This is a genomic window from Lentilactobacillus kefiri, assembly GCF_007989105.1.
In the GTDB taxonomy this organism is placed as follows: Bacteria; Bacillota; Bacilli; order Lactobacillales; family Lactobacillaceae; genus Lentilactobacillus; species Lentilactobacillus kefiri.
In genome coordinates this window covers 1-25,014 of record NZ_BJVK01000006.1, presented here as the reverse complement: position 1 = coordinate 25,014, position 25,014 = coordinate 1, and the positions used below count along the sequence as shown (strand labels likewise).

Here is a 25,014-nt window from a genome sequence, read left to right as displayed (position 1 = left end):
CCAATGATTTATTTAACATATGCTTCCTTGAAATTGTAGTTGGCACCGGCAGTGTTGTAAACAATTCCCTTAACTTTGGAATTAACCATCCATTTTTCACCGGATTGATAAAGTGGAATAATGGCTTGGTCTTTCAAAGCAATATTTTGTGCCTTGACCATATCATCCCAACGAGCATTGGCGTTGCTGCCGTCATCTGCATTACTATCCTTAATCAATGAATCATATTGAGAATTCTTCCAGCCGGAAATGTTGCTTGGGTTGTTGTAAGTTAAAATATTTAAGAATGTGATTGGATCGGAGAAGTCGGCAAACCAGTTGGCAACAGTGACGGTAAATTGGCCGCTGGCTTGACGTGAAAGAATTGCCCGTCCTGGAATATTATTCAGTGTAACTTTAAGTCCAGGAAGCTTTTGTAAAGCGCTTTGGAGATACTCACTCAACTGCTTTTGATCGCTGCCATCTGAGTTCAACAAAGTGAAATGAAGTGATGTCCGACCAACTTCTTGGAGACCCTGCTTAAACAGCTGTTTAGCTTTGGTTGGGTTGTAGTCCATTGAAGCGGGAACAGTCGTGTCTTTGGTGAAGTCAGTGCCATTCTTAGGTGAAACAGCCAATCCTTCTGAAACAAAGCTCTTATTATTGATGGCACCGCCACCCATAACCTTGTTGGCCAAGACCTTCCGATTAATGATCATTGACATTGCTTGACGAATCTTCAAATTCTTGAAGACTTTGCTTTTTTGGTTAACTGCAATGTAGTAATTTGAAGATTGCTTACGAGAAATCAAATCTTTCTTGTTACCCATTTGTTTAGCTTGAGTAGCTGATAATTGGGCCATATCAAGTTTACCTTGGTTGTACAAGTTCAATGACGTTGAAGTGTCTGGTTGGACCTTGAAGTTAATGTTATCCAACTTAACCTGCTTCTTATCCCAATAATCTTTATTCTTCTTAAGAGTCCAAGTATTATTTGTTCCTGTCCATTTGGTTAATGTAAATGGACCGTTATAAACCTGGGTCTTGGATGAAGTTCCGTAATCATTACCGAATTTCTTAACAGCATTTGAATCCTGTGGGAAGAACACTGGGAATCCCATCAATAAGTTAAAGTAAGGAATGCGTTGCTCAGGTTTGACAGTCAGTTTATATTTGCCGTCGGCTTTAATTCCCAACGTTGAAACCTTTGCTTTCTTGTTTTGAATCTTGTCGGCATTCTTGATGCCTGAGAACAGATAACCATATTGTGATGCGGTCTTTGGATTCAAAGTCCGCTGCCATGAATAGACGAAATTCTGGGCCGTTACCGGATCACCATTACTCCATTTAGCGCCCTTACGAAGATTGTAGGTATAGGTCTTGCCGTCCTTTGAAACGGTCCAGTCCGTTGCAATTCCGGGTTCAACCTTACTGTCCTTGCCCAAACGAACCAAACCTTCATCAACGTTATTCAAAACATTAAAAGTTCCAACAGCGGTCGTTTTTGATGGATCAACCGTTGTCAACTCTGTATCTGCAGAAGTCGTAATTGTCTTCTTCTGTTGACCAGAATTTTGGCCACAGCCTGATAAGACAAGTGCGATGCTTGCAACCCCAGCAAGTGCAGCCACTCCACGAGATAAATGCATGATATAAGCCTCCCATAAAATATGTAAAAGTATTAACAAAAGAATCTTAATTCTAATTTAGCATAAATGTATAAAAAAAACAGGCTTTTTCTAATATTAATTTCAGAAAGCCTGTACTAATATGCGATTTTGATGTGAACTTTACTTATTAATTTGGATTGCCATTCGTCGGGCATTGTATATCTGTTCGAAAGTCGCCTTAGACAACCAGTACTGACCGTCAATTGGATCACTCACATGAACCTGATGGGTGTCAACACCATCTAAAAGGACGGCATGGTTGTTCGCTGGAACCCGCCCAAATGGATACTCGTCCCATTCAGGGGCTTCAAAGTGAATCGTGACAAATACTAAAACCGGATCACCTTGACGGACACTGCAATAAAGCCAGTCGGGATCCGCGCCGGAAAGTTCAGTTAAATGGCCATATGATGAGCCCCACCAAACTAATGGTCTGGTAAAAATAGCTTCAAAATTTCCGGGTTGATTTTTAAACGGTGAACCGCCAAATCCATGGTAAGGATTGGCATCCGAACTAATCGGCATTTGAAGTAAAAATTCACCGTAATTCAACTGGCGAGCATGGTGTTGATAATGAAGTCCTTCCAATAAACTTGCAGCCTCACAGCCATTAATGGCGCCCCAATCAAGCTGACGAATATTTTCAGCGTTTAAAATGACTTTTTCATTCATAAAGTTACCCCGAGCTGCGACAAAGCCTTTTCCAACATTTCCGTATATTCCGAATGCTGTGACGACAACTTCTTGCATGCATCAACTAAATTCAACCGAAGACGTCCCTTGCGGTCAACAACCGATTCAGCATGAATCATCGAGCTCAAAACTGATTCATCAACGACCGCTGCCGTTGCTCGGAAAAACAGATCAATCTGATTATCATTGAACCGCGTTACGGTATCAAATTCGGTTTGCTCAAAATGTGCCACCTGGTTGGCAGTTGAGAATGCCAGGACAATTTCGCCACTACCGTTGCCGATATAGCCACCGGTCCGATTAATTCCAACCGTCGCCCGTTTAGCCATCCGCTTTAATTGTCGGGAATTTAGCGGCGCATCGGTGGCCAATATTGTAATAATCGAACCCTTTTCTTCTTTTTTCTTATCTTCAGCGAGCATTTTGGCCAACGGTGCCCCAACCGGCGCCCCGTTGACGATAAAATCGGTTAAATAACCATAATTGGTCATAACCAGCGCGCCGACAGTATACTGATGCTTCTCATCAACCGTGACGATTCTGGAAGAAGAACCAATGCCGCCTTTTAAGTCGTAGCACATCATCCCACGGCCACCGCCAACGGCGCCCTCGTCGAAAGTCTGACCGGCAGCTGTTAACGCATCAGTCACGTTTTGTTCACTAATCGCCATTTTACGAATATTGGATACATCACCATCATTACATTCCATCACAATTGGGTTAACTGTGCTGGTAGTGTCACCAATTTCTGGATTCTGAGCCAACATTTGCTTGGTAAGCGCATTAATGGCAGTTCCGACCGCAAATGTATTCGTTAAAACAATCGGGGTTTCGATAGTTCCAAGTTCATCGATTTGCACCAACCCGACACTTTTCCCAAACCCGTTAATGACGCAGGATGCGGCTGGAACTTTATGCCTGAAAACATTTCCGGGATGAGGAACAATTGCAGTAACCCCACTATGAACATCGTCCTGATCAATGGTTACCTGACCAACTTTGACGCCGGCAACATCGGTAATTAAATTTCGCTTACCCTTTACACCATCTGAAACATCATTCATTAACTTGACAGAAAATCCCATTATTGACACCCCTTAAATAAATTACATATAAAAAACTGATAAAACCATCGCGCCAACAGCAACCAAATTATTCAAAAAATGCAGCCCAATTGACACCTTCAAATTTTTAGTTGACACATACAAATAGGCCAAGACACCGCCTAAAATGGCATAGGTCAAAAAACTGATGATATTGAACCGAGCGGGATTTGGATCCATGTGAGGAAATGCAAAAGCGAAACCACTGATAACAATTGGCAGCCATTTGCTTGAGGATTTAAAAAATGCGGTAATCAAGTAACCCCGAAAAATAGTTTCCTCCAGAATTGGTGAACAGAAGATTGCTGTAAAAGCCATTAAAACCAGTGTTAAATGATTACTGGTCAGAATTGTCTGAATTGCTTGATTATTATCCGTTTGAGTCACATGGTATAAAAGCTTGTTAAGATTGCCTAATACAAATTCCAGTAAAATGAAGCCTACCCAGGCAATCACAATTAGCTTAATGTCTGACCAAGTGACCTTTTTCATCTGCCGTCGGCCATATTTTCGATAGGCCAACTGCGCAAGCCAGATGGCAACCAAAAATCCTAATAAATAAACGGCAGCGACTGCATAATTCCCTACGGAAGACAATTTTCCCCGAGCAATGAACATGACGGGAAGCTGGACTGATCCGACCAACACGATCAGACCAACAAAAATCATCAGCCGTTCAAAGTAATCGCCGAATGTTAACTTTCTTTCATCTGCCATACATGGTCTCCTTAATTATTAAATGCTTTGTTCAAAGCGGTGAAATCAATGGTTCCCAGCCCGGTTGCCTGATTATAAATCTTCCCAGGCTGGCCTGTGTAATACAGGTTTGTATTGTTGGTTCGACTGTCCAAGGGATTAAACGGCGAAGTTGACCGTTTAGCAAAACGATAAATTTGAGGATTCCAGAAGCCTAATCGGCCATTGGTGTTGAAATCAGACATTAAAACGCTGGCCGCTGCCATTTGAGGTGCAACCACGCTGGTTCCACCGGTGATCAGCCACTGACCTTTGGAATTACGATTATTCTTAGGCGTAATAAACATACTATAACCGGTGTTAGGATCGGCATTCGCTGAAACATCCGGCAAATTCCGGCCACTGGCCTTGCCGGTTTTGTTAACCGGCTTTTTAAGCAAGACTGGCCGACCATATTTAAACTTCCACAAATCGGTTGCGGCATAAGTTCCTACACCACTGACACCCTTTTGATAACTCGGGACGGAATTATACTTGCTGAATCCACCGCCACCACCGGCAAAAAAGCTTTGAAGCATGTCCAAGTTGCCGAAGAAACGTTGGTGTTTATAGTTTGGATACAGAAAGTCCGCGCCCCAGGCACGCTCTTGTTTAATGGACACTTTTTTCTTATTGACAGTGTATGTTTTGGGAAGGGTCGTTCCGCCAACGGACGTCACATATGGCGAGTTTGATGGTGTATCAACCGATAATCCGGATGTCAGACCGGTGGTAATGCCGTCATAAGCACCATTATCACCAGTTGCAGTGAACACGCTCATCCCTTGAGCAGCGGCTTGTTCAAACAACAAATTCATAATCTGATTATACTTTTTGGGTGTAATTCCCTGTTTCATTTCATAAGCGACTTGGGCTTCACTTTGTCCCCAGCTTAAGGACAGTGTATCTGCGACATTTTGACCGACGGCGGCAGCAATTGAATTAACCATTCCCGTAATATTGGGTTTGGCAATATACGTCCGAATGTTGCTCCCGGGAGCAATCGCCCCTGCCTGTTCAACATCGATGGTTGTTTCATCATAGCCATCCCAGCTACCCTTATAATGATTGGTCCGATAAACGCTCAGCCGATTGGATTTAACGTTAATTCCCTCGTCATCCCAGTAACGATAAACATCGTTTGGATGGAAATTGGCAAATGAAATAATCCCGATTGTCTTACTTCGGCCAGTCGCCCCATTATCATACAGCGACTGTAGGTTGTACCGACGGACGAACCGTGTTGGTGAATATTTCTTAGTTGTGCTGGCGATTGAAGAGTTTGTCAGCTTTGTATGCAGCGAAGACGGTTGAAACTGGTTTTTGGATGAAGCAAACAATGAATAATTCGACAAGCCAAACACCGTATAGACACTTTTTGACAGTTTTTTCGGCAACTTGGGATTCCGGTTGGCCTTTTGATACTTGACCTCACCATTATTCACATTGACCAAATTGACCTTAAACGCCTTTTCAATATTCTTAGTGGAACCTTGAACCGCCATCACCAAGTTTCCCTTGTATGTTGTCGTCTTCAAGTGGTGCTTTTTCAGATATGATTGAAGCGCATGAACCTGTTTTGAACTTTGACCGAACTGCTTGGAAAACGTCGATGATGTTACAAATTTTCGATAACTCGATGAAGTTGGATCAACTGAATTGTAAACAAATTTATGAAGCGACTTTTGGCTTTTCGGCCGCAGTACAATATCAACCAACTGTTGCTTTGAATCTGAAACATTGGATGTTTTCGCTTGAACTTGTTGAGTTGTAGCGGCTCCTGTACCCATCAACGCCAGTACAGCAAATCCGGCCGATATAACAATTTTTTGAAGCCAATCCTTCTTCATGCAATTTCCCTTCGATCAACTAAATTATTTAACATTTTTGTTTTGACGGTCTGCTTGTTCCCGCAGTTCTTTTTTCTGGTCGTGCGAACGGACAATCATCACAACCAGCGGCGTTAAAATTAACCGAATTAAAATAATCGCGATTAACCAAATTAACGCAAACGGCAACACAGACATTTGCCATGATTTTGTTATGTAAAATGCCAGTGCCAGTACCAATAAGACACCGCCAACGATCAAGAATAATCTGCTCTTTTTCAAATGAATTCTCCTGTAAAATTTCTTATTTCATACTATCATACTTTGGCCTTCAAATTCACGTCTCAATTGGTAAAGTTACAGTTTGTAATCTGATCTTTAGAATCGATATAATAATTGATAACGACAAACATTAACGGATCGAAAGGAGATTAATCACATGTTAAAAGAATTTAAGGCTTTCATCGCTCGCGGAAATGTAATCGACCTGGCAGTTGGGGTCATTATTGGTGGCGCGTTTACAGGGATCGTGACATCCCTGACAAATAATCTGATCAACCCTTTAATCGGCATCTTTTTGGGGAAAATGGATCTCTCAAATTTAGCATTTAAAGTTGGTGGCGCCACATTCAAATACGGAGCATTTATCAACTCGCTGATCAATTTTCTAATTGTCGCGTTCGTGGTTTTCTTGCTAATCAAAATGATCAACAAAGTCATCAAAAAGCAACCAGCCCAGCCTGCTATTGATAACAAAGAAGTACTACTTTCAGAAATCAGAGACTTGCTGAAGCAGCAAAAGTAATCGCCTTGAAATGCCCGTGTATGTATTCAAAACGGCAATTTATTGCGATTGCGGACTGTGTGGGCTAGAATTATATATGTGAACGAATTATTTATTTTCCAAAAATTGAGAAGAGGTTTTGTTATGAGAACGTTTGCTATTAGGGCTCGCGATGGGGTCATGGAACTGAATTACTCAGAAGATTCCAACCGACCACCGTTTCGAAAGTTTATGATCACATATAACCCCAAATTTTCAATTGGCGATAATCTTGAAAACATTAAAGCGGCCTTAACCGGCCTGCCGATTGATGCCGCAATTATTGAAAATTCTTTGAACTACGAGTTTTCCGATACGATTATCGGAATCAACCATCAAAAGATTGACATTGGTCTTGCCATTGCCAACATGATGAACATTCCGGTTGTCAACTTGCAAAAAATTAAGGAAGTTGGCCTTGAAAAAGCCGTTGCTGAAAAAGAAGAGTATCTCAAGTGGCATTTGGACTACTACGGTGAATATGCCGGAAAAAGAAATTATGGTCAAGAAGCACTGTTGACCATTGGAAATGGTTACTTTGGCCTGCGTGGTGCCTATGTTGAATCGCACGCAGACAAAGATAATTACCCCGGCATGTACGTTGCCGGTGTTTACAACCAATTAACGACTAACATTAATGGTCGTGATGTTGTAAATGAAGACTTGGTCAACCTGCCCAATGCGCAGTACATTAGTTTTGGTGTTGATCATCAATTACCATTTACAATTAAAAAAGCCGATATCCAAGACATTTATCGAAGTCTTGATTTAAAGACGGGAACTTTGACAACTACCCTGCATATCCAACTTTCAACCGGACATATTCTTCAAGTTCGGGCAACCAAAACAGCTAATATGACTAACTGGCATCGTTATGCCATCAAATACGAATTAAAGCCAATCAATTTCTCAGGCAGTTTACAGATTTATGCCGGAATTGACGGCAACGTCATCAACGGAAACGTTGAACGGTACCAGGACTTTGATCAGCATCACATCGATGTTATTGGCATGGCCGCTCACGACAACCAAGTTTCAATGACCGGACAGACTAAGACATCACACGTTCAGTTCGTCATCAATTCAAAGCTCAGCAGTAAAGATTATGATACAAAGAAATTAATTGAAACATCAACGAAAGATGGAAAAGTTGAACAAACTTTAAGCATCAACGCTGAACCTGGAAAAGCATATGAATTTGAGAAGAATGTCACCGTCTTTACTTCAAAAGACCAGAATGACGGTTTGGAAGCTCAAGCCCAAACAGAACTTGATCACTCATCATTTGAAGATACCCTTTCAGATAGTAAAAAGTTCTGGAACAATGTTTGGCAGCACTCCGATATTATCATTGATAACGATTTGACCAGTCAAAAGCTGACCAGAGTTAATATCTTCCATATGCTGGTTACAAGTGCCGCATTGGCATCCGGAAAGTTGGACGCCTCGGTTGGTGCTCGTGGCCTCCACGGTGAAGCTTATCGTGGTCACATCTTCTGGGATGTTACTTTCGACCTGCCGTTTTATGCAATCCACTACCCGGCAATTGCCAAGCAGTGTCTGTTGTATCGCTACAAGCGAATTGGCGAAGCCAGAAAGTACGCCAAATCTGAGGACAAGCAAGGTTCAATGTATCCTTGGCAGTCAGGAATGTACGGTGATGAACAATCGCAGTTCGTTCATTTAAATCCTGTCAGTGGTGAATGGGATCCGGACAACAGCCGCTTGCAGCGACACGTTTCAATTTCAGTTGCCTATGACATTATCAATTATGTCCACATTACCGGTGACCAGGAATTCATGGATCAATATGGATTGGAAATGCTCCTTTCCATCTGTAAGTTCTGGGTCAGCATGACCGATTACGATCAATCAGCTGACCGCTACGATATTCATCATGTCATGGGCCCTGATGAGTTCCATGAAGAGTATCCAAACTCAAATGACCATGGTTTAACAAACAATGCTTATACCAACATCATGGTTTCCTGGTTGTTTGATAAAGTGAATACGCTGGTTTCAAAAGAAAATAGTGACGTCGTTCAAAAAGCCAGTGAAAAAGCCGACTTCGACAAAGACCTGCTTAACAAGATGCAAGACATTGACCATAAGCTTCGTTTGGATATTAACGAAGAAGGTATCATTGGGCAATTCTCAGGCTACTTCAACCTGTCGAAATTGAACTTTGACGCCTACCGCAAGAAGTATGGTGATATTTCACGAATTGATCGTCTGCTTAAAGGTGAAGGTAAATCACCAGATGCTTATCAAGTCGCTAAGCAAGCCGATACATTGATGGCCTACTACGAATTACCATTTGATGAAGTCCAGGAAGTTATCAATCGTTTGGGATACAAGCTGCCTGCCAACTTCTTCACTAGCAACTTGAGATTCTACCTTGATCGGACAACCCATGGTTCCACCCTTTCAAGAATTGTTTATTCGGTTCTTGATCAAATTGACGGCAACATGGATCAATCATGGCAGTTATTCTCAACAGCACTATTCTCTGATTATTATGATATTCAAGGTGGAACGACCGCTGAAGGAATTCATCTTGGTGTCATGGGTGCAACTCTTCAGATTGAAACCAAGTGCTACGGTGGTGTTCGATTTGACACCAACGAAGTCACAATCAATCCCCACTTGCCATCAACCTGGAAGAAGATTTCATTTAAAGAAACCTACCAAGGCGTTCATTACAACTTCGTGATCGGTCATCACCGAATTGATGTGACTGCCGATGCCGATGTTCATATCAGCGTTGCTAAAAAAGGTTATTCTCTTAAAAAGAACAAAATGTCTACAATTACTTATAAATAATGAGGAGTGAATCATAATGGCAAAATTTTCTGATATTAAAGGATTTGTATTTGATTTAGACGGTGTCATCACCGATACTTCAGTATTTCACAGTAAAGCTTGGCGTCAAGTTGCCGACAAAGTCGGTGCCCCTTGGTCTAAAGAATTGGAAGACGGATTGAAAGGCATCAGCCGAATGGATTCATTGGAAATGATCTTGAAGGCAGGTAATCTTCAAGACAAGTACACTGAAGACCAAAAAGTTGCTTTGGCAACTGAAAAGAACACCAACTACTTAAAGCTGGTTGACCAAATGACCCCTGATAACATCTTACCGGGAATTAAAGCATTCCTGGATGAAATCAAGAATGGTGGTTACCTGCTGTCATTGGCATCTGCTTCTAAAAATGCCCCAAAGGTTCTTCAAAAGTTAAATTTAACCGACTACTTCCCAAAGATTGTTGATCCAAAGACTTTAAGCAAAGGTAAACCGGATCCTGAAATCTACCTCAAGGGTGCTGAATTAATCAATTTGAAGCCGGAACAATGCATCGGTGTTGAAGATGCTGCCGCTGGTGTTCAATCAATCAACGCTGCTGGCGAGACTTCAATTGGAATTGGTGATAAGAACATCCTCAAAGCTGCCGACATTAACTTTGCCGACACCTCAGAAATGACTCTTGCAAACATTAAAGCTCAAATGGCTTAGTAAATAACGTTAAACAAAAATACCATTCAGACAAAATTATTTTTGTCTGAATGGTATTTTTTAGTATCAGAATTATTTAATGAGTCCGTAATGACGCAACCCATTAACAATTCCGCCGTTAATATTTGATTTAGTTACAAACGAAGCCTTTTCTTTAACTTCGGGAACTCCATTCCCCATGGCAATTGGGAATTTAACTTCGGCAAACATTTGAAGATCATTCATTTGGTCACCGAACGCATATGAAGGAATGTCCCCCAAATCAAGTTTCTTCATCAAAGCCTGAATCCCAGTCTGTTTCGAAACGCCCCACTTCATGGTATCCAAACAACGGGGGTTATTTCTAACAAGTGATAATTCACCTTTAAATTTGTCTTGATAGAGCTTGTCCTTATCATAATTAAAGACATTCAAGAAGTTCACCTCATTGTTCTTATAGAACTCAGGGTCAACATGAGGTGTCAATCGAAGTAATCGATAGTTAACCTTGGTCATGTCGTTTTCTGCAGTCAATGCAAACTCTTTGTTATTGTAGAACGCGATGACATCGCCCTGCTCCTTGGCAAAGGCTAACACTTCTTCAATCACGTCATCACTAATCTGTTCAGCTTTTAATTTTTTGCCTTTATATTGAACGTAACTTCCGTTGGCACTTACTAATGAATCAATTCCGGTAGCATCAATCACGTATTGAATTTCAAAAATATTTCTGCCAGTGGAAATAACTGGTAAAATATTGTTTTCGCGTAATTCATTGATAGCTGCGACATTTTCGTCAGACACGTTTTTTTCATTGTCAAAAAGTGTCCCATCTAAGTCAAAAAACACAACCGCTTTATACATCGAATTCCCTCCATTTAACTTATTAATTCTATTGTACTACTTAATAGGGAGTGTATATCTATATTTAACCGCCGAATGTGGAGATTATATATATTGTGTTACCACATTTTGTGGTACACTAGATATTGTAATTTTATGAATAAGAGGGGCAACCATGGTGATAATAACTGCAGGAATGATTGGTGTCGGCAAGACGACCTTAACCGGAAAAATCGCAAAACATTTAGGAACCAAAGCTTTCTTTGAACCAGTTGGCGATAATCCAGTTCTACCACTTTACTACTCCAATCCCAAGCAATATGGATTTTTACTTCAAATCTATTTTTTAAACAAACGTTTTTCAATGATCAAACAGGCTTTAAGCGATGACAACAATGTTTTAGACCGTTCAATCTACGAAGATGCCTTATTTACCCGCGAAAATAACGCCCAGGGAAACATAACCGACACTGAACTGTCAGTCTATTTAAAATTGTTGGACAATATGATGAGCGAACTGAACGAACTGCCTAAAAAGGCGCCAGATTTGTTAGTCTATGCCGATAGTGATTTCGATACGATCAAACACCGGATCAAGAAACGCGGCCGCGACTACGAGCAATTTGACGACAATCCAGGCTTGCAAGAATATTACTTCAAGATGTGGGCTGCCTACAAGAAATGGTTCCAGGAATACGACGTTAGTCCTAAGATTAAAATTGATCTGCAAAAATATGATCTTTCCGATCAAAAAAATGTTGATATCGTTTTAGGCCAAATCGATGACGCCCTCGCCAAAATTCGTCAACCAAAAAGTCAAGCATTATAAACAAAGCAACTGGACATGAGTAAATACTCACATTCCAGTTGTTTTTTGTTTATTCAACGCTGAATGTTGTGTCTTGAACACCTAATACTCAACGGTTTGACATATTTAATTTAATTTTTCCGTCACTGGATTCATCAAAAGTTGGTTCACTTGGCTTAAAATCAATCGTCCCCTTTGATACCAAGTAATCGATTCGGTGTCGATACCACCAGGTTGGAGCAAACGGATAATTACCAACCGTTTCACCAATGACACGAATAATATCCCGAAAGCGACGCTGACTTAAATTTGCAAAAATAAAGCGGTCGTAAAAATCAATGGATTGACTGACGGCCAAGCCGTTGATGATTGTTCGAACGGGATTGTTTTCCCCACGCAGCTGTGCCCAGTAGTAATGATAAGCATCCCGCTCAGTTTTGGGTAAAGCCGACTCAAAGCTGAATAACTGAAGTTTATCAATCCCTGACTCACTCAAGTCACCGAGTCCGGTAATTGTCAGTAACTCGTCCCCCAGCGTCGAAAACACCATGGGAACATGAACAGACGTGGTGACCACATCAAAGTCCACCAGATAATCACACAGCCAAAGAAAGCCACAGTAATCGTCTGCTTTATCACTCCACCAGATTCGAAGGGGTTCATCCCTTTCCAGCGCAAGATCCAAATTGTGCATTGCCTTCTTTATTTTGTGGACGGATTGAGAAGTCAGCGCTTCAGATTCGTTCGTATGGGCATATTGGATTTTATAAACCGTCTTTCGACTCTCTAGAAAAGTTCGCTGGCTGATATCCCCCAAGCTCAAGTACAACGGCAGTGACAGAACATCATGCATCATCTGTTTTTGCTGATAATACTGTCTTAATGTCGTCGCAAAACTATCACTGAATACTATATCAATCATGAACGAACCTCACCCTTCGAAATTATCATTTCTTAATGACTCGCTTCAAAAATTATAACTTCTTTGGATACTGATATGCAAATCGAATTTGACTTCCCCATCGATCGACTGCTAGAATTTTAATAATTATTCGATAAAAGGAGTGTCAAAATGAATCAATCCAAGCCGCATCATCTATCCGGAGCTCAAACTGCCGGCTGGAACATCTGGTGGTTAATTTCCATTATCCTAGTTGGGCTGGGCTTTATTATGATTTTCTACAGTGAACCCAGCTTTAGAAAGTCATCAACATTCTGGATAGCGTTTGGAATTTTTACCGTCATTTATCTGATTCAACAAATAATCGCAGCGTTTGCTATCAAGAATCTCCATAAGAATAATGCTTATGTCTGGCCGATCGTTTTGATTGTCCTGGCCTTACTGGGAAGCATTATTTATATCATTCCAGGTATCTGGGCATTAATTGTCAACAACCCAAGGAAGAACCATTCTAACCAGCAGCAATAATTGATGAGATTAATAAAGCGGGATAACACGCAGCTTTTAAAGTTGCACTGTTATCCCGCTTTTTTGTTGAACCAATCATTATCATATTAAGAACTTAGTCGCGATGAACGACAAATACATCACATGGCGCCTGAGAAATCACAAATGAAGCTGTGGACCCCATCGTCATCCGATCAACGAAATTGGCACCTGTCGCGCCAACAACAATCGCGTCAATCCCCTGGTCATCAACAATGTCATGAGCCAACTGATTTTTCGGATCACCGGAAGTGACATATGCGTTGACTTCCAAGCCATGATCTTCTGCCATTAATTCATACTTGTGGACCAGTCGCTGAAATCGTGATTTTACATCGTCAATTGTCGATTGATTGGCGTTACCAAAGCCGATTAATGCTGATTTTGCAACACCTAAAATTTCTCGGTCGTTGATAACTGCGACAATCGTCAGCTTTGCATGATTATGCTCTGCAATCGAGATTGCCTTTTTAACAGCTTTAGCTGCAGTCTTTGATCCATCAATCCCAACTAAAATATTTGAATAATTAAAATTCAGCATGGGAACCACCTCAAATGTCTTTACTTGGCCGTCAATTCATAAATTGACTGGCCATAAATTGCCATTGCCTTGATCAAATCTTCGATTGGTTGAAATTCGTTTGCTTGATGCATCGTATCTTTGGCGTTTGGGAATAAAGCACCAAATGCAACGCCACGCTTCATCAGACGGGCATAAGTTCCACCACCGACAACTTCCGGCTTGGACTTCGTATCACCTGTCTGCTCTTGATAAACGTGCATCAGCGTGCTGACAATTGGATCACTTGGGTCAACATAGTGGGGACCCATATTATTGATTTGCTTAACTTCCCCATCATGTTTGCCGGCAGCTTTTTGCAAATGACCTAAGATTTCTTTATCATCAGTGCCCTTTGGATATCGGAAATTGGTGTTAACACTACCGCCATTATGCGTATCGAACTTCATAATTCCAACATTCATCGTAACATCACCCATGACATCATCCACATGATCAGCCCCAATTTTGGTAGCTCGGGAATCGTCATGAAGGTCTTCGGCAAGATAAGCGATAAAGTCTTTAGCGGCCCCTTCGAATGGGAATTCATTTAAGAATTTGGCCATGTAGGTTCCTGCATTGACCCCGTTCTTAGGTTCCATCGCATGAGCGGCTTTTCCGGTAATGTGAAGCGCAATTCCGTTGCCAGTCGCTTTAACATCCCCGGCAACCGGATTATGATCCAAGAATGCGGTAAATGCATCGACAAATTTTTCGTTGTCACTTGCTTCAACCAAAGCATCGGCATTGCCTGGAACCATATTTGGACGCAAGCCGGAATCAAACTTTCTTAAAGTATAATTTGATCCGTTTGAATGGCCAAAGGTTGTCACATATGTGACATTACCCTTTTCACCATTAATTAGTGGAAATTCAGCGTCGGGTGAAAAGCCAAAGGTTGGTTCAGGTTCAACTTCAAAGTAGTGTTTCATCCCTGTCCAATCGCTTTCTTCATCAGTCCCGATAATCAAGCGAATTTTCATGTTTGGTGTCACACCATTATCCTTGAGCATTTTCAAGCCATAGTAGGCAGCCAATGCAGGGCCTTTATCATCTGAAGTCCCACGGCCAAATACGTTGCCGTCTTTTTCGACCATTTCAAATGGGTCGGTCTCCCAGCCATCACCTGCAGGCATCACATCAGCATGTGCCTGCATCGCCATTGTCTGATCACCTGATCCATATTCGATATAACCCACAATATTATCAATATTCTTCGTGGTAAATCCATCACGTTCACCAAATGATAAGAACTTCAGCATTGCTTTGGTTGGGCCTTCACCCAAAGGATACTCATCCGTTTTATGTTCATCGTCTCGAACACTGTTGATACTGATTAACTCTTTTAAGTCCTTCAGATAATCAGCTTTATAATCTTGAGCTTGCTTTTTCCAATCAACTGTCATTTATCTCGCTCCTGTTCATTTCATATAAGTCAATTTTATCACACAATGGGCATCACGTTTCTAATCCGACCAGAGCCGAAATGCTATAATTAACGTGAAAACAGATTTTGATAGGAGATCTGACTATGGTAGAAGTTAAGAAAATTACAAAAAGTATTTTAAAAGATGTTATCAGAAAGCGCCCGGCAGACAGTTTTAAGGGCACTTACGGCAAAATCGTCTTAATTGGCGGCAGCCAAAACTTTGGTGGTGCAATCATCATGGCATCATTGGCAGCGGTCTATTCCGGTGCCGGCCTGGTAACCACGGTGACTGATCCCAGTAACCAAGCCAGCCTGCACGATTGGCTTCCGGAAGCGATGTTTGTCGACTGGAACAAATTTGATCAGGCTGAGCCGATCATTAAAGCAGCGGATGTCATTGTTATCGGCCCCGGATTGGGAACCGATAATCATGCATTTGATATGCTGACAAAAGTATTCGAAATCGTTTCAAAGGGCCAAAAGTTAGTCATTGACGGCTCTGCACTAACATTGGTTGCAGCTAACAATATGAAGTTGCCAACGGATTCTTTAAACATTTTGACACCTCATCAAATGGAATGGCAAAGAGTTTCAGGTATTAAGATTGCCGACCAATCACCAGAAAACAATCAAGCAGTCGCTAAACAACTGAACGCCATTGTGGTTGTAAAATCTCATCGAACTCAAGTCTATGCAAATGACACCATTTACGAAAATACCGGTGGCACTCCCGCACAGGCCACCGGCGGCATGGGCGACACCCTCGCCGGAATGGTTGGTGGGTTCACGGCTCAATTTAAAGACACACCGAAGGCCGTCTTGGCAGCTGTTTATTCTCATAGTGCAATTGCAGATAAACTAGCCGAGAAACAATACGTTGTCATGCCCCATCAGATAAGTGAATCACTACCTAAATTCATGCACAAAAATCAAGCTGAATAAGTTTATTGGATAATACAAACATCCCCCACAATCGCAATTGTGAGGGATGTTTTTTATTCGATTTTAAGCAGCCGACGAAGCTTAACACTGCGCGGTCCAAGAATCATATCAGCAATCCGGCTCTTTAATGCCAGATAGATATAAACCAATCCGCCAATGCCAACCGCAACCAATGTCACAATCAGACTGACGGTCCGTCCAAATGGGTTGCCAACTAATTGAACAATGAAGTTTAACCCATAGACTGTGATTAACGCGATGACATACATAAACAAGGAATATTTGGTGATTTTTCGAAAACCAATGTCGAGCATATGTTTTTCAAAGCCAAAGTGACGATTCATATATCTTAAGATCAGCCAGTTCGCAACGGTTAATCCAATTCCTGTCGACAACAACGGACCAAAAGATCCTAAGAAATACGTACATGGCCACTGCAAAATGAATTTAACGACCGTTCCAACCGCAAAGAACCTCACTGCCCGTCTGTTTTGAGATAATCCCTGCATAACGGCCGAGATAACCACAAACATCCCCATCGGAATTGAAATAATTGACGAAAACGTCAAGATATTGGCGCCCAGTGCTTGATGACTGGTTCCATAGAACACCCGGTTTAAGGGACCGGCGATGGCTGCCATCCCAAGTGCTGCCGGAATCATTACAAACATAAACAATCCCAAAACATTTGAGTTCTGCTTGCGGATTTCAGTCTTGTCACCATTGGTCAAAGCTTCGGATAACATTGGCACAGCGGTAATGGCTAATGCCGATGACAGCGAAACAGTAATCATAATCAATTTATTTGAGTTAACCGCAAACATTGCGTAAAGATCGGACAACGTCGTGTAGTTGTAATTGGTTGCCATCTTCATAATTTTGAAAAATGTAAATTGGTCAATCAACATAAAAATTGTAATCCCGGCACCCAAAATAATAAACGGGACCGCCTGGGCAATAATTTCCTGATATAATTGCTTTGCTTCAACATGAATTTGATTGTCGCTATTGCGTACCAAGTGGCGAAAGTCCTCACGACGTCTGAGGTAGTAAACGCCCAACGTTGCCAATCCGGCCACCGCCCCGATAAACGCGGCAAAGGTTGACTGAGCCACAGCATGAACCCAGCTGCCATGAAGCAGTCGCATGATGATAAAAGCCGTCAACAGCATATAAGCAACTCGGGCCAACTGTTCAACAAATTGTGAAATCGCTGAGGGCGCCATTTGCTGATACCCTTGAAAATAGCCACGGGTTAAACTCATTGTGGGAATAATGAGAATTGCCCACGCAAGCGAATGCAAGACTGGAATGACGGCTGGATTTCCGCCATCGATCAATGGTGCCCCAAAATAAAGAATTGAGGCGCATATGACCCCGGTTGCGACGGCAAGAACCAATCCACGCTTATACAGCCGAACACCGACCCCATACTCATTTAGGGCGTTATAATGGGCAACCTGCTTGGCAATCGCAGATGGAATGCCGGCAATTGCCGCAATCAGGAAGAAACTGTAAATGTTATATCCCAATCCATAGAGAGCATTTGCTCTGAAAAAAGTAATTTCCAAACCAAATACCCCAGGGAATGATATAAACGGCACCCAAAAAGCGGCTTAAAATACTTCCAGCCGTCATCCAGGCTGAACCGGAAAGCATTTGGTCACGAGATTTTTCGGACCGGTCTTTATTATTAATCATGGTTGCTCCTACTTTCGTATACATAAACACTCGTTTTATTTTAATCAAGTTGAAAGTGAATAGCAATAACCCCCTCATATATTAAAAATTACTTAAGCATCAGAGGTTTTCTTACGATGTAATGAAAAAGTATTGTCATGGATGCCCTAAATGCACTAGAATATTTTTATATGTGGTCTTAATAATTTTCGAGGTGAAAAGCTTGTGAGTAAAAAACGAATCGAGTGGATTGACGTCGCCAAAGCGGTCGGAATTGTCGCCGTTGTATTTGGTCACGCCATGACACGACACGGAACCATGTTCCATTTTCTATATTGGTGGCATATGCCAATATTCTTCATTATGGGGGGCTTTTTCTTAAAACCAATTATTAATAATAATTGGCTGGGATTCTTTAAGAAACGGATTTTCCCGCTGCTGACGTCATATGTGATTTGCGGTGGCTTTTTGATTCTTCTATCACACTTTATCCGTGGTGAAAGCTGGTCATACACCATCTTCTACTTCGCCCGGCTCTTCTATGGTGGTCGAACCCTTAACCATTACTTAAGTGTCTTTTGGTACATTAACGTATACCTGTTGGCTTTGGTATTTACATCAATTGTCATTACATATGTTAAAAACCGGGAAGCACAGATCATCGTTGCGTTTATTTCGTTGATCGTCTCCACCAGTTATAAACATATTTACTTCTTATCCTATAAATATATTCCATGGGACTTTGATGTAGCCTTTATTGCAATGTTCTTCATGTTGTTCGGCTACCTTTACTTCCATAAGATCCAGCAATTTGTTAAAGACTTGTGGATTATCATTCCAGCGACGATGCTGACGGTATGGTTATTCTGGATGCAGCATATGGATCGATTCAACTTTGCATTCTATCTCAAGTCAAAGATCATTCACGCATCATATCACCATATTGCCATTTCTCGTGTTTCTTACATTACATTTATCCCAATCATCATTTGTTTAGTTGTCTTTAGTGCCAGCTATTATTTCTGTAAGTTCATGCCCCAGTTCATGATCAAACCGGTTCAATTACTTGGTCAGCAAACACTGGGAATCATGTATTTGCACAAGGCCGTCATTGATATCATCGATGAGGCTGGATACGACAGTGCGATTATGGAAACTGTTTTAGCTGTTATTATCTCCTTTGCACTCTCGTTGTTATATGGCTACGCTAAACGAAAAATCAAGAATTCTCGTGTAAGGCGGTCAGTTAGTTGATAAATTATCGGCGCTCAAGAATTTTGCGAATACTTTACTTTTTAATAGGTGGACTCATAATCTTGGGTTTCGGTTGGAATATTTGTCAGACCCAGCGTAATCAGCAACAGCTGAAAGCCAAATATGTCAATTCAAGTACCCCTACTATTTTTGTTCACGGCTGGGGTGCGACTCTGCGTTCAGAAAAAGACATGATTTCGGCTGCTGAAATTAGCGGTGCAGCATCCAGACGGATGATTATCCGTGTTCGTTCCAGCGGCAAGCTTGCAGTTACCGGAACTGTCAAACCATGGATGGTCAATCCCATTATCATGGTCAGAATGGATAATAACCGAGCTGGTGAAGTTCAGTATGCCCGTTGGCTGACCAAAGTCTGCAAGTTGCTTAAACAAAAGTATCACGTCAATGAGTTGAACTTTGTCGGCCATTCCATGGGTGCCTACGCCGTTATCTACTATAATTTGTTAAACGGCAACCAGAAGTCTCTGCCGAGAACCAATAAAGTTTGTGTGATTGCCGGTCCTTATGATGGGATCATGGATAATCACAAATCAAACCAGCCGACTTCGGGTCCACTCATGCAGCTTTGGGACGATGCGCCTAATAAAAACAGAATTCTGCCGACTGGAAAGCCGAAGATTATTCATCCCGAATACCAAATGCTTTACAGGCTTAAACGCAACTTTCCAAAACAGGCCAGAGTCCTGAATATTTATGGGAACCTTGGTGACGGTTCCAACTCGGACGGCGTTGTCACCAATGCATCTGCCCTTTCGTTGGGATATGTTTTAAGAGATCACGTGAGCTTTTATCAAACATTTGAAGCCTTTGGGCCAAAAGCTCAACATAGTGCGCTTCATAACAACAACATGGCAGTTAACAAGATATTGACCGAGTTCTTATGGGATAAGAATTATCGCGATAGTTCTGCCAGTGAATTGATGCAGTAACAATTACAAATTAAGACAAGAACCATTTTAATTTCAGAATTTTAATAACCGCTTATTCCACCAATCGGAATAAACGGTTATTTTTATGGGATAACAAAAAGCAGCCAAGAAATTTCCTGGCTGCTTCTTTTAAATCTTCTTAACTAACCGACAACGATGTTGACAATCTTGTTAGGAATAACGATCACTTTACGAATCGTCTTGCCTTCAATATATTTCTCAACATTTTCATCTTTTTTAGCGGCTTCTTCAACCTTATCTTTAGCCAAATCACGGGCTACTTTGATATGTGAACGAACTTTACCATTCACCTGAATAACCATCTGAACGGTATTTTCGACCAGCTTGGAAGCATCATAAGTCGGCCATTGCTCATACGTGATGGTGCCGTCATGGCCCAGCAAACTCCAAAGCTCTTCAGCAATATGTGGGGCAACTGGTGACAACAGCTTGACGAACCCTTCCATGTACTTGATTGGTAGTGAATCAGCTTTATATGCTTCGTTCACGAAGATCATCATTTGAGAAATACCAACGTTAAACCGCATATGCTCAAAGTCATCAGAAACAATCTTGACGGTCTGGTTATAAATCTTATCTAACTTACCATCATCAATGGTTGTAACCCGGTCACGAAGATGATTATTGTCATCAATCATTAAACGCCATACCCGATCCAACCAGTGATAAGCACCGTGAATGCCTTCGGTACTCCATGGCTTGGCTGCATCGATTGGGCCCATAAACATTTCGTAAACCCGTAAGGTATCGGCACCGTATTCTGAAACGATGTCATCTGGATTAATAACGTTGCCCTTTGATTTAGACATCTTTTCGTGGTTGGTTCCAAGAATCATCCCTTGGTTAACCAACTTCTGGAATGGTTCTTTGGTAGGAACGACACCTAAATCATAAAGGAACTTGTGCCAGAATCTTGCATATAGCAAATGAAGAACCGCATGCTCTGCACCACCAACATACAGATCAACAGGTGACCAGTATTTCAATTTTTCAGGAGACGCAATGGCTTTGTCATTGTGGGGGTCCATATATCTCAACCAGTACCATGAACTACCTGCCCACTGTGGCATGGTATTTGTCTCACGCTTACCTTTACGACCATTCTTATCAATAACATTGACCCAGTCGTCCAAGTTGGCCAGTGGACTTTCTTTACCGCCGGAAACTGAAATATCCTTGGCTTTTGGTAATCTTAATGGCAATTCATCTTCAGGAACCAGGGTTGTTTCACCATCTTCCCAGTGAATAACAGGAATTGGTTCACCCCAGTATCGTTGACGACTGAAGATCCAGTCACGAAGACGATAGTTAACTTTTTCATGACCTGCTTTATGATCGGTTAACCAGGCAATGGCAGCCTTGATGGCTTCGTCTTTACCCATGCCGTCCATGAAGCCTGAATTAAAGTGAGGACCGTCACCGGTATAAGCAGCATCATCAGTGTCGCCACCCTCAATAACCGGAACAATTGGCAGACCAAACTTCTTGGCAAATTCGTAGTCACGATCATCGTGAGCAGGAACCGCCATAATGGCACCGGTTCCGTATGATTCAAGAACATAGTCACCAATCCAGATTGGCACTTCTTTTCCGGTCATTGGGTTGATACCATATGCACCGGTGAAGACACCACTCTTATCTTTGTTCAAATCGGTTCGTTCAAGATCCGATTTACGGGAAACTTCTTCTTGATAAGCTTTAACTTCTGCTTCATGTTCCGGTGTGGTGATTTTTGATACTAAATCATGTTCCGGTGCCAAAACCATGTAAGTTGCCCCAAATAAAGTATCGGGACGAGTCGTGAAGACCTCAACTTTGTCATCAGGATGACCCTTAACCTGGAAGAAGACACTGGCACCACGAGAACGGCCAATCCAGTTACGTTGCTGTTCCTTAATGCTTTCAGGCCAGTCCAAGTCGTCCAGATCATCAATTAAGCGATCAGCATATGCAGTAATTTTTAAAACCCACTGACGCATTGGGACCCGATAAACCGGATATCCACCACGCTCAGTTTTACCGTCAATAACCTCTTCGTTGGCAACAACAGTTCCACCCATAAAATCAGGTGCCCAATTAACTTCGATGTTGTCTTCGTATGCCAACCCTTTTTTGTATAATTGTTCAAATATCCATTGAGTCCACTTGTAATAGCTTGGATCAGTCGTATTAATTTCACGGTCCCAGTCATATGAAAATCCAAGGGAACGAATTTGACGTTTGAATGTCTTAATGTTCTTGGCCGTAAAGTCTCGTGGATTATGACCGGTCTTCAAAGCATACTGTTCTGCAGGTAATCCAAAAGCATCCCATCCCATTGGGTGAAGAACATTTTTGCCCTGCATCCGCTTCATTCTGGCCATAATATCTGTGGCCGTGTATCCTTCAGGATGCCCAACATGTAACCCTTGGCCTGATGGATAAGGGAACATGTCCAAGACATAATACTTATCTTTATCGGCAATTTCTTCAGTCTTAAATGTCTTATGCTCTTTCCAATAATGCTGCCATTTGCGTTCAATTACCTCATGATTGTATGCCATTTTGCAACTTCCACCTTTCATATTTCTCAATAAATGAAAAAAAGCCCTATAAGAAACCACACTGGGTTTCTTATAGGACGATTTAACGCGGTACCACCTATATTCTCAATTACTTGAGCTCTCGAAATCAATAACGGTGATAAACCGGCTTGGTTTACTTCGTTCAGCCAAGCACTCGACGATGAGTTCGCCACGACCTGTTCTGAGTTCACAGCACCCACTCAGTTTCTGGAAAACAGGCAGTTGGTTACTAATTCGTCTCTGCATTTTCATAAATTGAAATTATTGTTTATTATCATACCAAAACACTTGTGAAAAAACAACTGCCCATAGTGCTATAATTTTAGTTATTGGAGTTGAAAACATGAAAAAACAATCTCAAAAGTTATCCACCTTGATGGGGATCGCCTCATTGATAATTTTCCTCATCTTAGCCTATGGTGTCATGTTCCACAAAGCATGGATCCATACATTTGATAATTACTTTGGCAATGCAGTCAGAGGGTTGGCTACCCCGGAGTTGACTTCATTTATGATCCATTTTACCAAATTTGGCAACTATCAATCTTTGCTGGGATTTACAGTCGGCGCAGGCCTGATCTTATTTCTGGTTCGAAAAATTCGTTCAGCTCTTTTTTTATTGCTGAACGGCGTTATATTGGCGGGCCCAATCAATGTCTTGGTTAAACACTTTTTTAATCGTCCAAGACCGACTCTTCACCACCTGGTTTACGTCCACAGCAGTAGTTTCCCCAGCGGCCATTCAATGAGTATAATGATTGTCGGTGGCAGTCTAATCCTACTGGCCAATCGATTTTTAAAAAACAGCACCCAAAAACTGGTTGTCGACCTGATATTACTGATCATTATTTTAGGGATCGGCATTAGTCGAATTTATGTAGGCGTCCATTTTGCCAGCGATGTGCTTGGCGGCTGGAGCCTGGGATTAGTCATACTGCTTTTGTCACAATGGATATTTGATAAATTTGCTGGAGGGATCTCATGAAAATCAAGTCTGCACTGGAATTCAGTCATCAACTGCTATCCGAAACCGTTAACTCTGGGGATACTGTGGTTGACTGCACCATGGGCAATGGCCATGATACATTGTTTTTAACCCAGTTAGTTGGTCAAAACGGAAATGTTTATAGTTTTGACATTCAAAAACAGGCGGTTGAAAATACAAAAGCCCTATTACAACAGAATCACGCAATGACCAAAAACGTTTATCTATATAATATCAGCCACGCCAAGGTTGACGAGATTCTTCCTTATGAGACGACCATCTCAGGCGCAATTTTTAACCTGGGGTATCTTCCCGGTGGTGACAAAACAATTGTGACCTATCCCGAAACAACGATTGCCGCGATCAAGGGATGCCTCAATCACTTGGGTCACAATGGCATCATCGTGATTGTCGCCTATTATGGTCACCCTGGTGGTGAACGAGAAAAAAACACCGTTCTCGAATTTGGCAGTCATTTAGACCAAAAACGATACAGTGTTTTAAAATACAGCTTTTTAAATCAAGAACATTTCCCACCAATTTTGATGGCAATTCAGCGAATCGATTAATGGATTCGCTGTTTTTTATTTCTGCGATCTGCCAAATTGGCAGCGTACGCAATCACAATTAAAATCAATCCCACAATAAACACATTGTGAAGAGAATTGTACAAGATGTTTCGTAGATGTGGCAAAACCTTCTCACTAAGCTGGTTGGCAGTCAGTGGATTAATAAGTTTATCCATCATCTTCAGAGATGTGCCGTCGGTTTGTCGGACACCTCTCAGCATGGTCATATTCATCACAATTCCAAATACGGAAATCATCAACGTCTGCCCTAACGTTCTGCAAAGGGTGTTGAATGACGTTGCGACTCCAATCTGATTGGGCTTAACCTCATTTTGGACGCTGATAATCGACGTGGTGACCGTTAAGCCAAATCCGGTACCGCAGATCATTGAAATGCCCAAGAAGGCCACAAACGGCGTATATGCCGGAATTAGGACCATAATGATTGCCCCAACCAGGATGAAGAACAGGCTCAAATTAATAATTCGGTATGGTGAAGTCCTTGCAAGCAGCTTGCCGGCTAAAAATGACCCAACAATCCACATCAGTGAACTGGGCGTGACGGCAAAACCGGCCATTGATGCCCGGAGTCCCAAAATTCCCTGGGTCCAGTCAGGCAGATAAACTTCGTAACCGATTAG

22 protein-coding genes, 1 pseudogene and 1 other annotated feature are annotated in these 25,014 nt (G+C 41.8%); of the genes and pseudogenes, 10 read left to right on the top strand and 13 right to left on the bottom strand.

Annotated features, from left to right (window positions below):
• Positions 1–8: 8 nt before the first annotated feature.
• The 6 genes from LKE01_RS03585 to LKE01_RS03560 all read right to left on the bottom strand — a co-directional run bounded on the left by LKE01_RS03585 (position 9) and on the right by LKE01_RS03560 (position 6,291).
• Entirely contained in the window at positions 9–1,628 is a 1,620-nt protein-coding gene (locus tag LKE01_RS03585) for a peptide ABC transporter substrate-binding protein (RefSeq protein WP_056981183.1), read from the bottom strand.
• A 141-nt stretch (positions 1,629–1,769) separates the two neighbouring features.
• On the bottom strand, positions 1,770–2,321 hold the full coding sequence (locus tag LKE01_RS03580; protein WP_056981181.1) for a C39 family peptidase: 552 nt from the start codon (positions 2,319–2,321) through the stop codon (positions 1,770–1,772).
• Positions 2,318–3,427, bottom strand: coding sequence for a P1 family peptidase (locus tag LKE01_RS03575; protein ID WP_056981179.1), 1,110 nt, complete (start codon positions 3,425–3,427; stop codon positions 2,318–2,320). The genes LKE01_RS03580 and LKE01_RS03575 overlap by 4 nt, the downstream gene beginning before the upstream one ends.
• Positions 3,428–3,448: 21 nt before the next feature.
• Positions 3,449–4,162, bottom strand: a complete 714-nt coding sequence (locus tag LKE01_RS03570) for a CPBP family intramembrane glutamic endopeptidase (RefSeq protein ID WP_056981177.1) — start codon at positions 4,160–4,162, stop codon at positions 3,449–3,451.
• A gap of 11 nt (positions 4,163–4,173) precedes the next feature.
• The gene (locus tag LKE01_RS03565; protein WP_056981175.1) at positions 4,174–6,030 is read right to left on the bottom strand and encodes a S53 family peptidase; all 1,857 of its coding nucleotides are present in this window, start codon (positions 6,028–6,030) and stop codon (positions 4,174–4,176) included.
• 24 nt (positions 6,031–6,054) lie between these two features.
• On the bottom strand, positions 6,055–6,291 hold the full coding sequence (locus LKE01_RS03560; RefSeq protein ID WP_056981173.1) for a hypothetical protein: 237 nt from the start codon (positions 6,289–6,291) through the stop codon (positions 6,055–6,057).
• A gap of 157 nt (positions 6,292–6,448) precedes the next feature.
• Between LKE01_RS03560 and mscL the strand changes: the two genes are divergently transcribed.
• The 3 genes from mscL (at position 6,449) to pgmB (ending at position 10,343) form a co-directional block, all read left to right on the top strand.
• Positions 6,449–6,814 carry a large-conductance mechanosensitive channel protein MscL gene (gene mscL, locus LKE01_RS03555; RefSeq protein WP_056981171.1) on the top strand — a complete coding sequence of 122 codons (366 nt, stop codon included), beginning with the start codon at positions 6,449–6,451 and terminating at the stop codon, positions 6,812–6,814.
• 123 nt (positions 6,815–6,937) lie between these two features.
• Positions 6,938–9,655 carry a glycoside hydrolase family 65 protein gene (locus LKE01_RS03550; protein WP_056981168.1) on the top strand — a complete coding sequence of 906 codons (2,718 nt, stop codon included), beginning with the start codon at positions 6,938–6,940 and terminating at the stop codon, positions 9,653–9,655.
• 16 nt (positions 9,656–9,671) lie between these two features.
• Positions 9,672–10,343, top strand: a complete 672-nt coding sequence (gene pgmB, locus LKE01_RS03545) for a beta-phosphoglucomutase (protein ID WP_056981166.1) — start codon at positions 9,672–9,674, stop codon at positions 10,341–10,343.
• Positions 10,344–10,415: 72 nt separating this feature from the next.
• On the opposite strand, the gene LKE01_RS03540 is transcribed toward pgmB, so the two are convergent.
• On the bottom strand, positions 10,416–11,186 hold the full coding sequence (locus tag LKE01_RS03540) for a Cof-type HAD-IIB family hydrolase (RefSeq protein ID WP_056981164.1): 771 nt from the start codon (positions 11,184–11,186) through the stop codon (positions 10,416–10,418).
• Between the two features lie 154 nt (positions 11,187–11,340).
• Between LKE01_RS03540 and LKE01_RS03535 the strand changes: the two genes are divergently transcribed.
• Positions 11,341–11,994, top strand: coding sequence for a deoxynucleoside kinase (locus tag LKE01_RS03535; RefSeq protein ID WP_056981162.1), 654 nt, complete (start codon positions 11,341–11,343; stop codon positions 11,992–11,994).
• A gap of 88 nt (positions 11,995–12,082) precedes the next feature.
• Here the strand turns inward: LKE01_RS03535 and LKE01_RS03530 are convergent, their stop codons facing one another.
• Entirely contained in the window at positions 12,083–12,895 is an 813-nt protein-coding gene (locus LKE01_RS03530) for a DUF1835 domain-containing protein (RefSeq protein WP_054768944.1), read from the bottom strand.
• 150 nt (positions 12,896–13,045) lie between these two features.
• Here LKE01_RS03530 and LKE01_RS03525 point away from each other — a divergent pair, with 150 nt between their 5' ends.
• Positions 13,046–13,402 (top strand): hypothetical protein, encoded by a 357-nt coding sequence (locus LKE01_RS03525; protein ID WP_054768943.1) that lies wholly within the window; start codon positions 13,046–13,048, stop codon positions 13,400–13,402.
• Positions 13,403–13,496: 94 nt separating this feature from the next.
• On the opposite strand, the gene LKE01_RS03520 is transcribed toward LKE01_RS03525, so the two are convergent.
• On the bottom strand, positions 13,497–13,961 hold the full coding sequence (locus LKE01_RS03520; RefSeq protein WP_056981160.1) for a universal stress protein: 465 nt from the start codon (positions 13,959–13,961) through the stop codon (positions 13,497–13,499).
• 20 nt (positions 13,962–13,981) lie between these two features.
• Complete coding sequence (gene pepV, locus LKE01_RS03515) at positions 13,982–15,385, bottom strand: dipeptidase PepV (RefSeq protein WP_054768942.1); 1,404 nt, start codon at positions 15,383–15,385, stop codon at positions 13,982–13,984.
• A gap of 125 nt (positions 15,386–15,510) precedes the next feature.
• Here pepV and LKE01_RS03510 point away from each other — a divergent pair, with 125 nt between their 5' ends.
• Positions 15,511–16,350: an NAD(P)H-hydrate dehydratase gene (locus LKE01_RS03510; RefSeq protein WP_056981158.1), complete on the top strand. Its 840-nt coding sequence runs from the start codon at positions 15,511–15,513 to the stop codon at positions 16,348–16,350.
• A 53-nt stretch (positions 16,351–16,403) separates the two neighbouring features.
• On the opposite strand, the pseudogene LKE01_RS03505 reads toward LKE01_RS03510, so the two are convergent.
• A pseudogene (locus LKE01_RS03505) lies at positions 16,404–18,051 on the bottom strand (putative polysaccharide biosynthesis protein).
• A gap of 204 nt (positions 18,052–18,255) precedes the next feature.
• Between LKE01_RS03505 and LKE01_RS03500 the strand changes: the two are divergent.
• Together LKE01_RS03500 and LKE01_RS03495 are read left to right on the top strand one after the other, a co-directional pair.
• A complete protein-coding gene (locus LKE01_RS03500; RefSeq protein ID WP_056981156.1) occupies positions 18,256–19,284 on the top strand; it encodes an acyltransferase family protein in 1,029 nt (342 codons plus the stop codon).
• Positions 19,285–19,346: 62 nt separating this feature from the next.
• Positions 19,347–20,234, top strand: a complete 888-nt coding sequence (locus LKE01_RS03495; RefSeq protein ID WP_404802704.1) for an alpha/beta hydrolase — start codon at positions 19,347–19,349, stop codon at positions 20,232–20,234.
• Between the two features lie 143 nt (positions 20,235–20,377).
• Here LKE01_RS03495 and leuS read toward each other — a convergent pair whose 3' ends face one another.
• Positions 20,378–22,798 (bottom strand): leucine--tRNA ligase, encoded by a 2,421-nt coding sequence (gene leuS / locus LKE01_RS03490; protein WP_056981154.1) that lies wholly within the window; start codon positions 22,796–22,798, stop codon positions 20,378–20,380.
• Positions 22,799–22,868: 70 nt separating this feature from the next.
• Positions 22,869–23,071, bottom strand: a binding site (T-box leader).
• A 91-nt stretch (positions 23,072–23,162) separates the two neighbouring features.
• Here leuS and LKE01_RS03485 point away from each other — a divergent pair.
• A complete protein-coding gene (locus LKE01_RS03485; protein WP_056981152.1) occupies positions 23,163–23,804 on the top strand; it encodes a phosphatase PAP2 family protein in 642 nt (213 codons plus the stop codon).
• A complete protein-coding gene (mnmM, locus tag LKE01_RS03480; RefSeq protein ID WP_056981150.1) occupies positions 23,801–24,373 on the top strand; it encodes a tRNA 5-(aminomethyl)-2-thiouridylate-methyltransferase MnmM in 573 nt (190 codons plus the stop codon). The genes LKE01_RS03485 and mnmM overlap by 4 nt, the downstream gene beginning before the upstream one ends.
• On the opposite strand, the gene LKE01_RS03475 is transcribed toward mnmM, so the two are convergent.
• Positions 24,370–25,014, bottom strand: a 645-nt coding sequence (locus LKE01_RS03475; RefSeq protein ID WP_146979215.1) for an MFS transporter, incomplete at its 5' end; no start/stop codon positions are given. The two genes, mnmM and LKE01_RS03475, sit on opposite strands and share 4 nt — an antisense overlap.

Bases quoted from the DNA above. Each gene is read 5' to 3' on its own strand.
- LKE01_RS03525 (WP_054768943.1), top strand. From the start codon at position 13,046: ATGAATCAATCCAAGCCGCATCATCTATCCGGAGCTCAAACTGCCGGC.
- LKE01_RS03520 (WP_056981160.1), bottom strand. From the start codon at position 13,961: ATGCTGAATTTTAATTATTCAAATATTTTAGTTGGGATTGATGGATCA.
- LKE01_RS03570 (WP_056981177.1), bottom strand. From the start codon at position 4,162: ATGGCAGATGAAAGAAAGTTAACATTCGGCGATTACTTTGAACGGCTG.
- LKE01_RS03580 (WP_056981181.1), bottom strand. From the start codon at position 2,321: ATGAATGAAAAAGTCATTTTAAACGCTGAAAATATTCGTCAGCTTGAT.
- mscL (WP_056981171.1), top strand. From the start codon at position 6,449: ATGTTAAAAGAATTTAAGGCTTTCATCGCTCGCGGAAATGTAATCGAC.
- LKE01_RS03565 (WP_056981175.1), bottom strand. From the start codon at position 6,030: ATGAAGAAGGATTGGCTTCAAAAAATTGTTATATCGGCCGGATTTGCT.
- pgmB (WP_056981166.1), top strand. From the start codon at position 9,672: ATGGCAAAATTTTCTGATATTAAAGGATTTGTATTTGATTTAGACGGT.
- LKE01_RS03550 (WP_056981168.1), top strand. From the start codon at position 6,938: ATGAGAACGTTTGCTATTAGGGCTCGCGATGGGGTCATGGAACTGAAT.
- leuS (WP_056981154.1), bottom strand. From the start codon at position 22,798: ATGGCATACAATCATGAGGTAATTGAACGCAAATGGCAGCATTATTGG.
- LKE01_RS03535 (WP_056981162.1), top strand. From the start codon at position 11,341: ATGGTGATAATAACTGCAGGAATGATTGGTGTCGGCAAGACGACCTTA.
- LKE01_RS03530 (WP_054768944.1), bottom strand. From the start codon at position 12,895: ATGATTGATATAGTATTCAGTGATAGTTTTGCGACGACATTAAGACAG.
- pepV (WP_054768942.1), bottom strand. From the start codon at position 15,385: ATGACAGTTGATTGGAAAAAGCAAGCTCAAGATTATAAAGCTGATTAT.
- LKE01_RS03585 (WP_056981183.1), bottom strand. From the start codon at position 1,628: ATGCATTTATCTCGTGGAGTGGCTGCACTTGCTGGGGTTGCAAGCATC.
- mnmM (WP_056981150.1), top strand. From the start codon at position 23,801: ATGAAAATCAAGTCTGCACTGGAATTCAGTCATCAACTGCTATCCGAA.
- LKE01_RS03575 (WP_056981179.1), bottom strand. From the start codon at position 3,427: ATGGGATTTTCTGTCAAGTTAATGAATGATGTTTCAGATGGTGTAAAG.
- LKE01_RS03485 (WP_056981152.1), top strand. From the start codon at position 23,163: ATGAAAAAACAATCTCAAAAGTTATCCACCTTGATGGGGATCGCCTCA.
- LKE01_RS03510 (WP_056981158.1), top strand. From the start codon at position 15,511: ATGGTAGAAGTTAAGAAAATTACAAAAAGTATTTTAAAAGATGTTATC.
- LKE01_RS03540 (WP_056981164.1), bottom strand. From the start codon at position 11,186: ATGTATAAAGCGGTTGTGTTTTTTGACTTAGATGGGACACTTTTTGAC.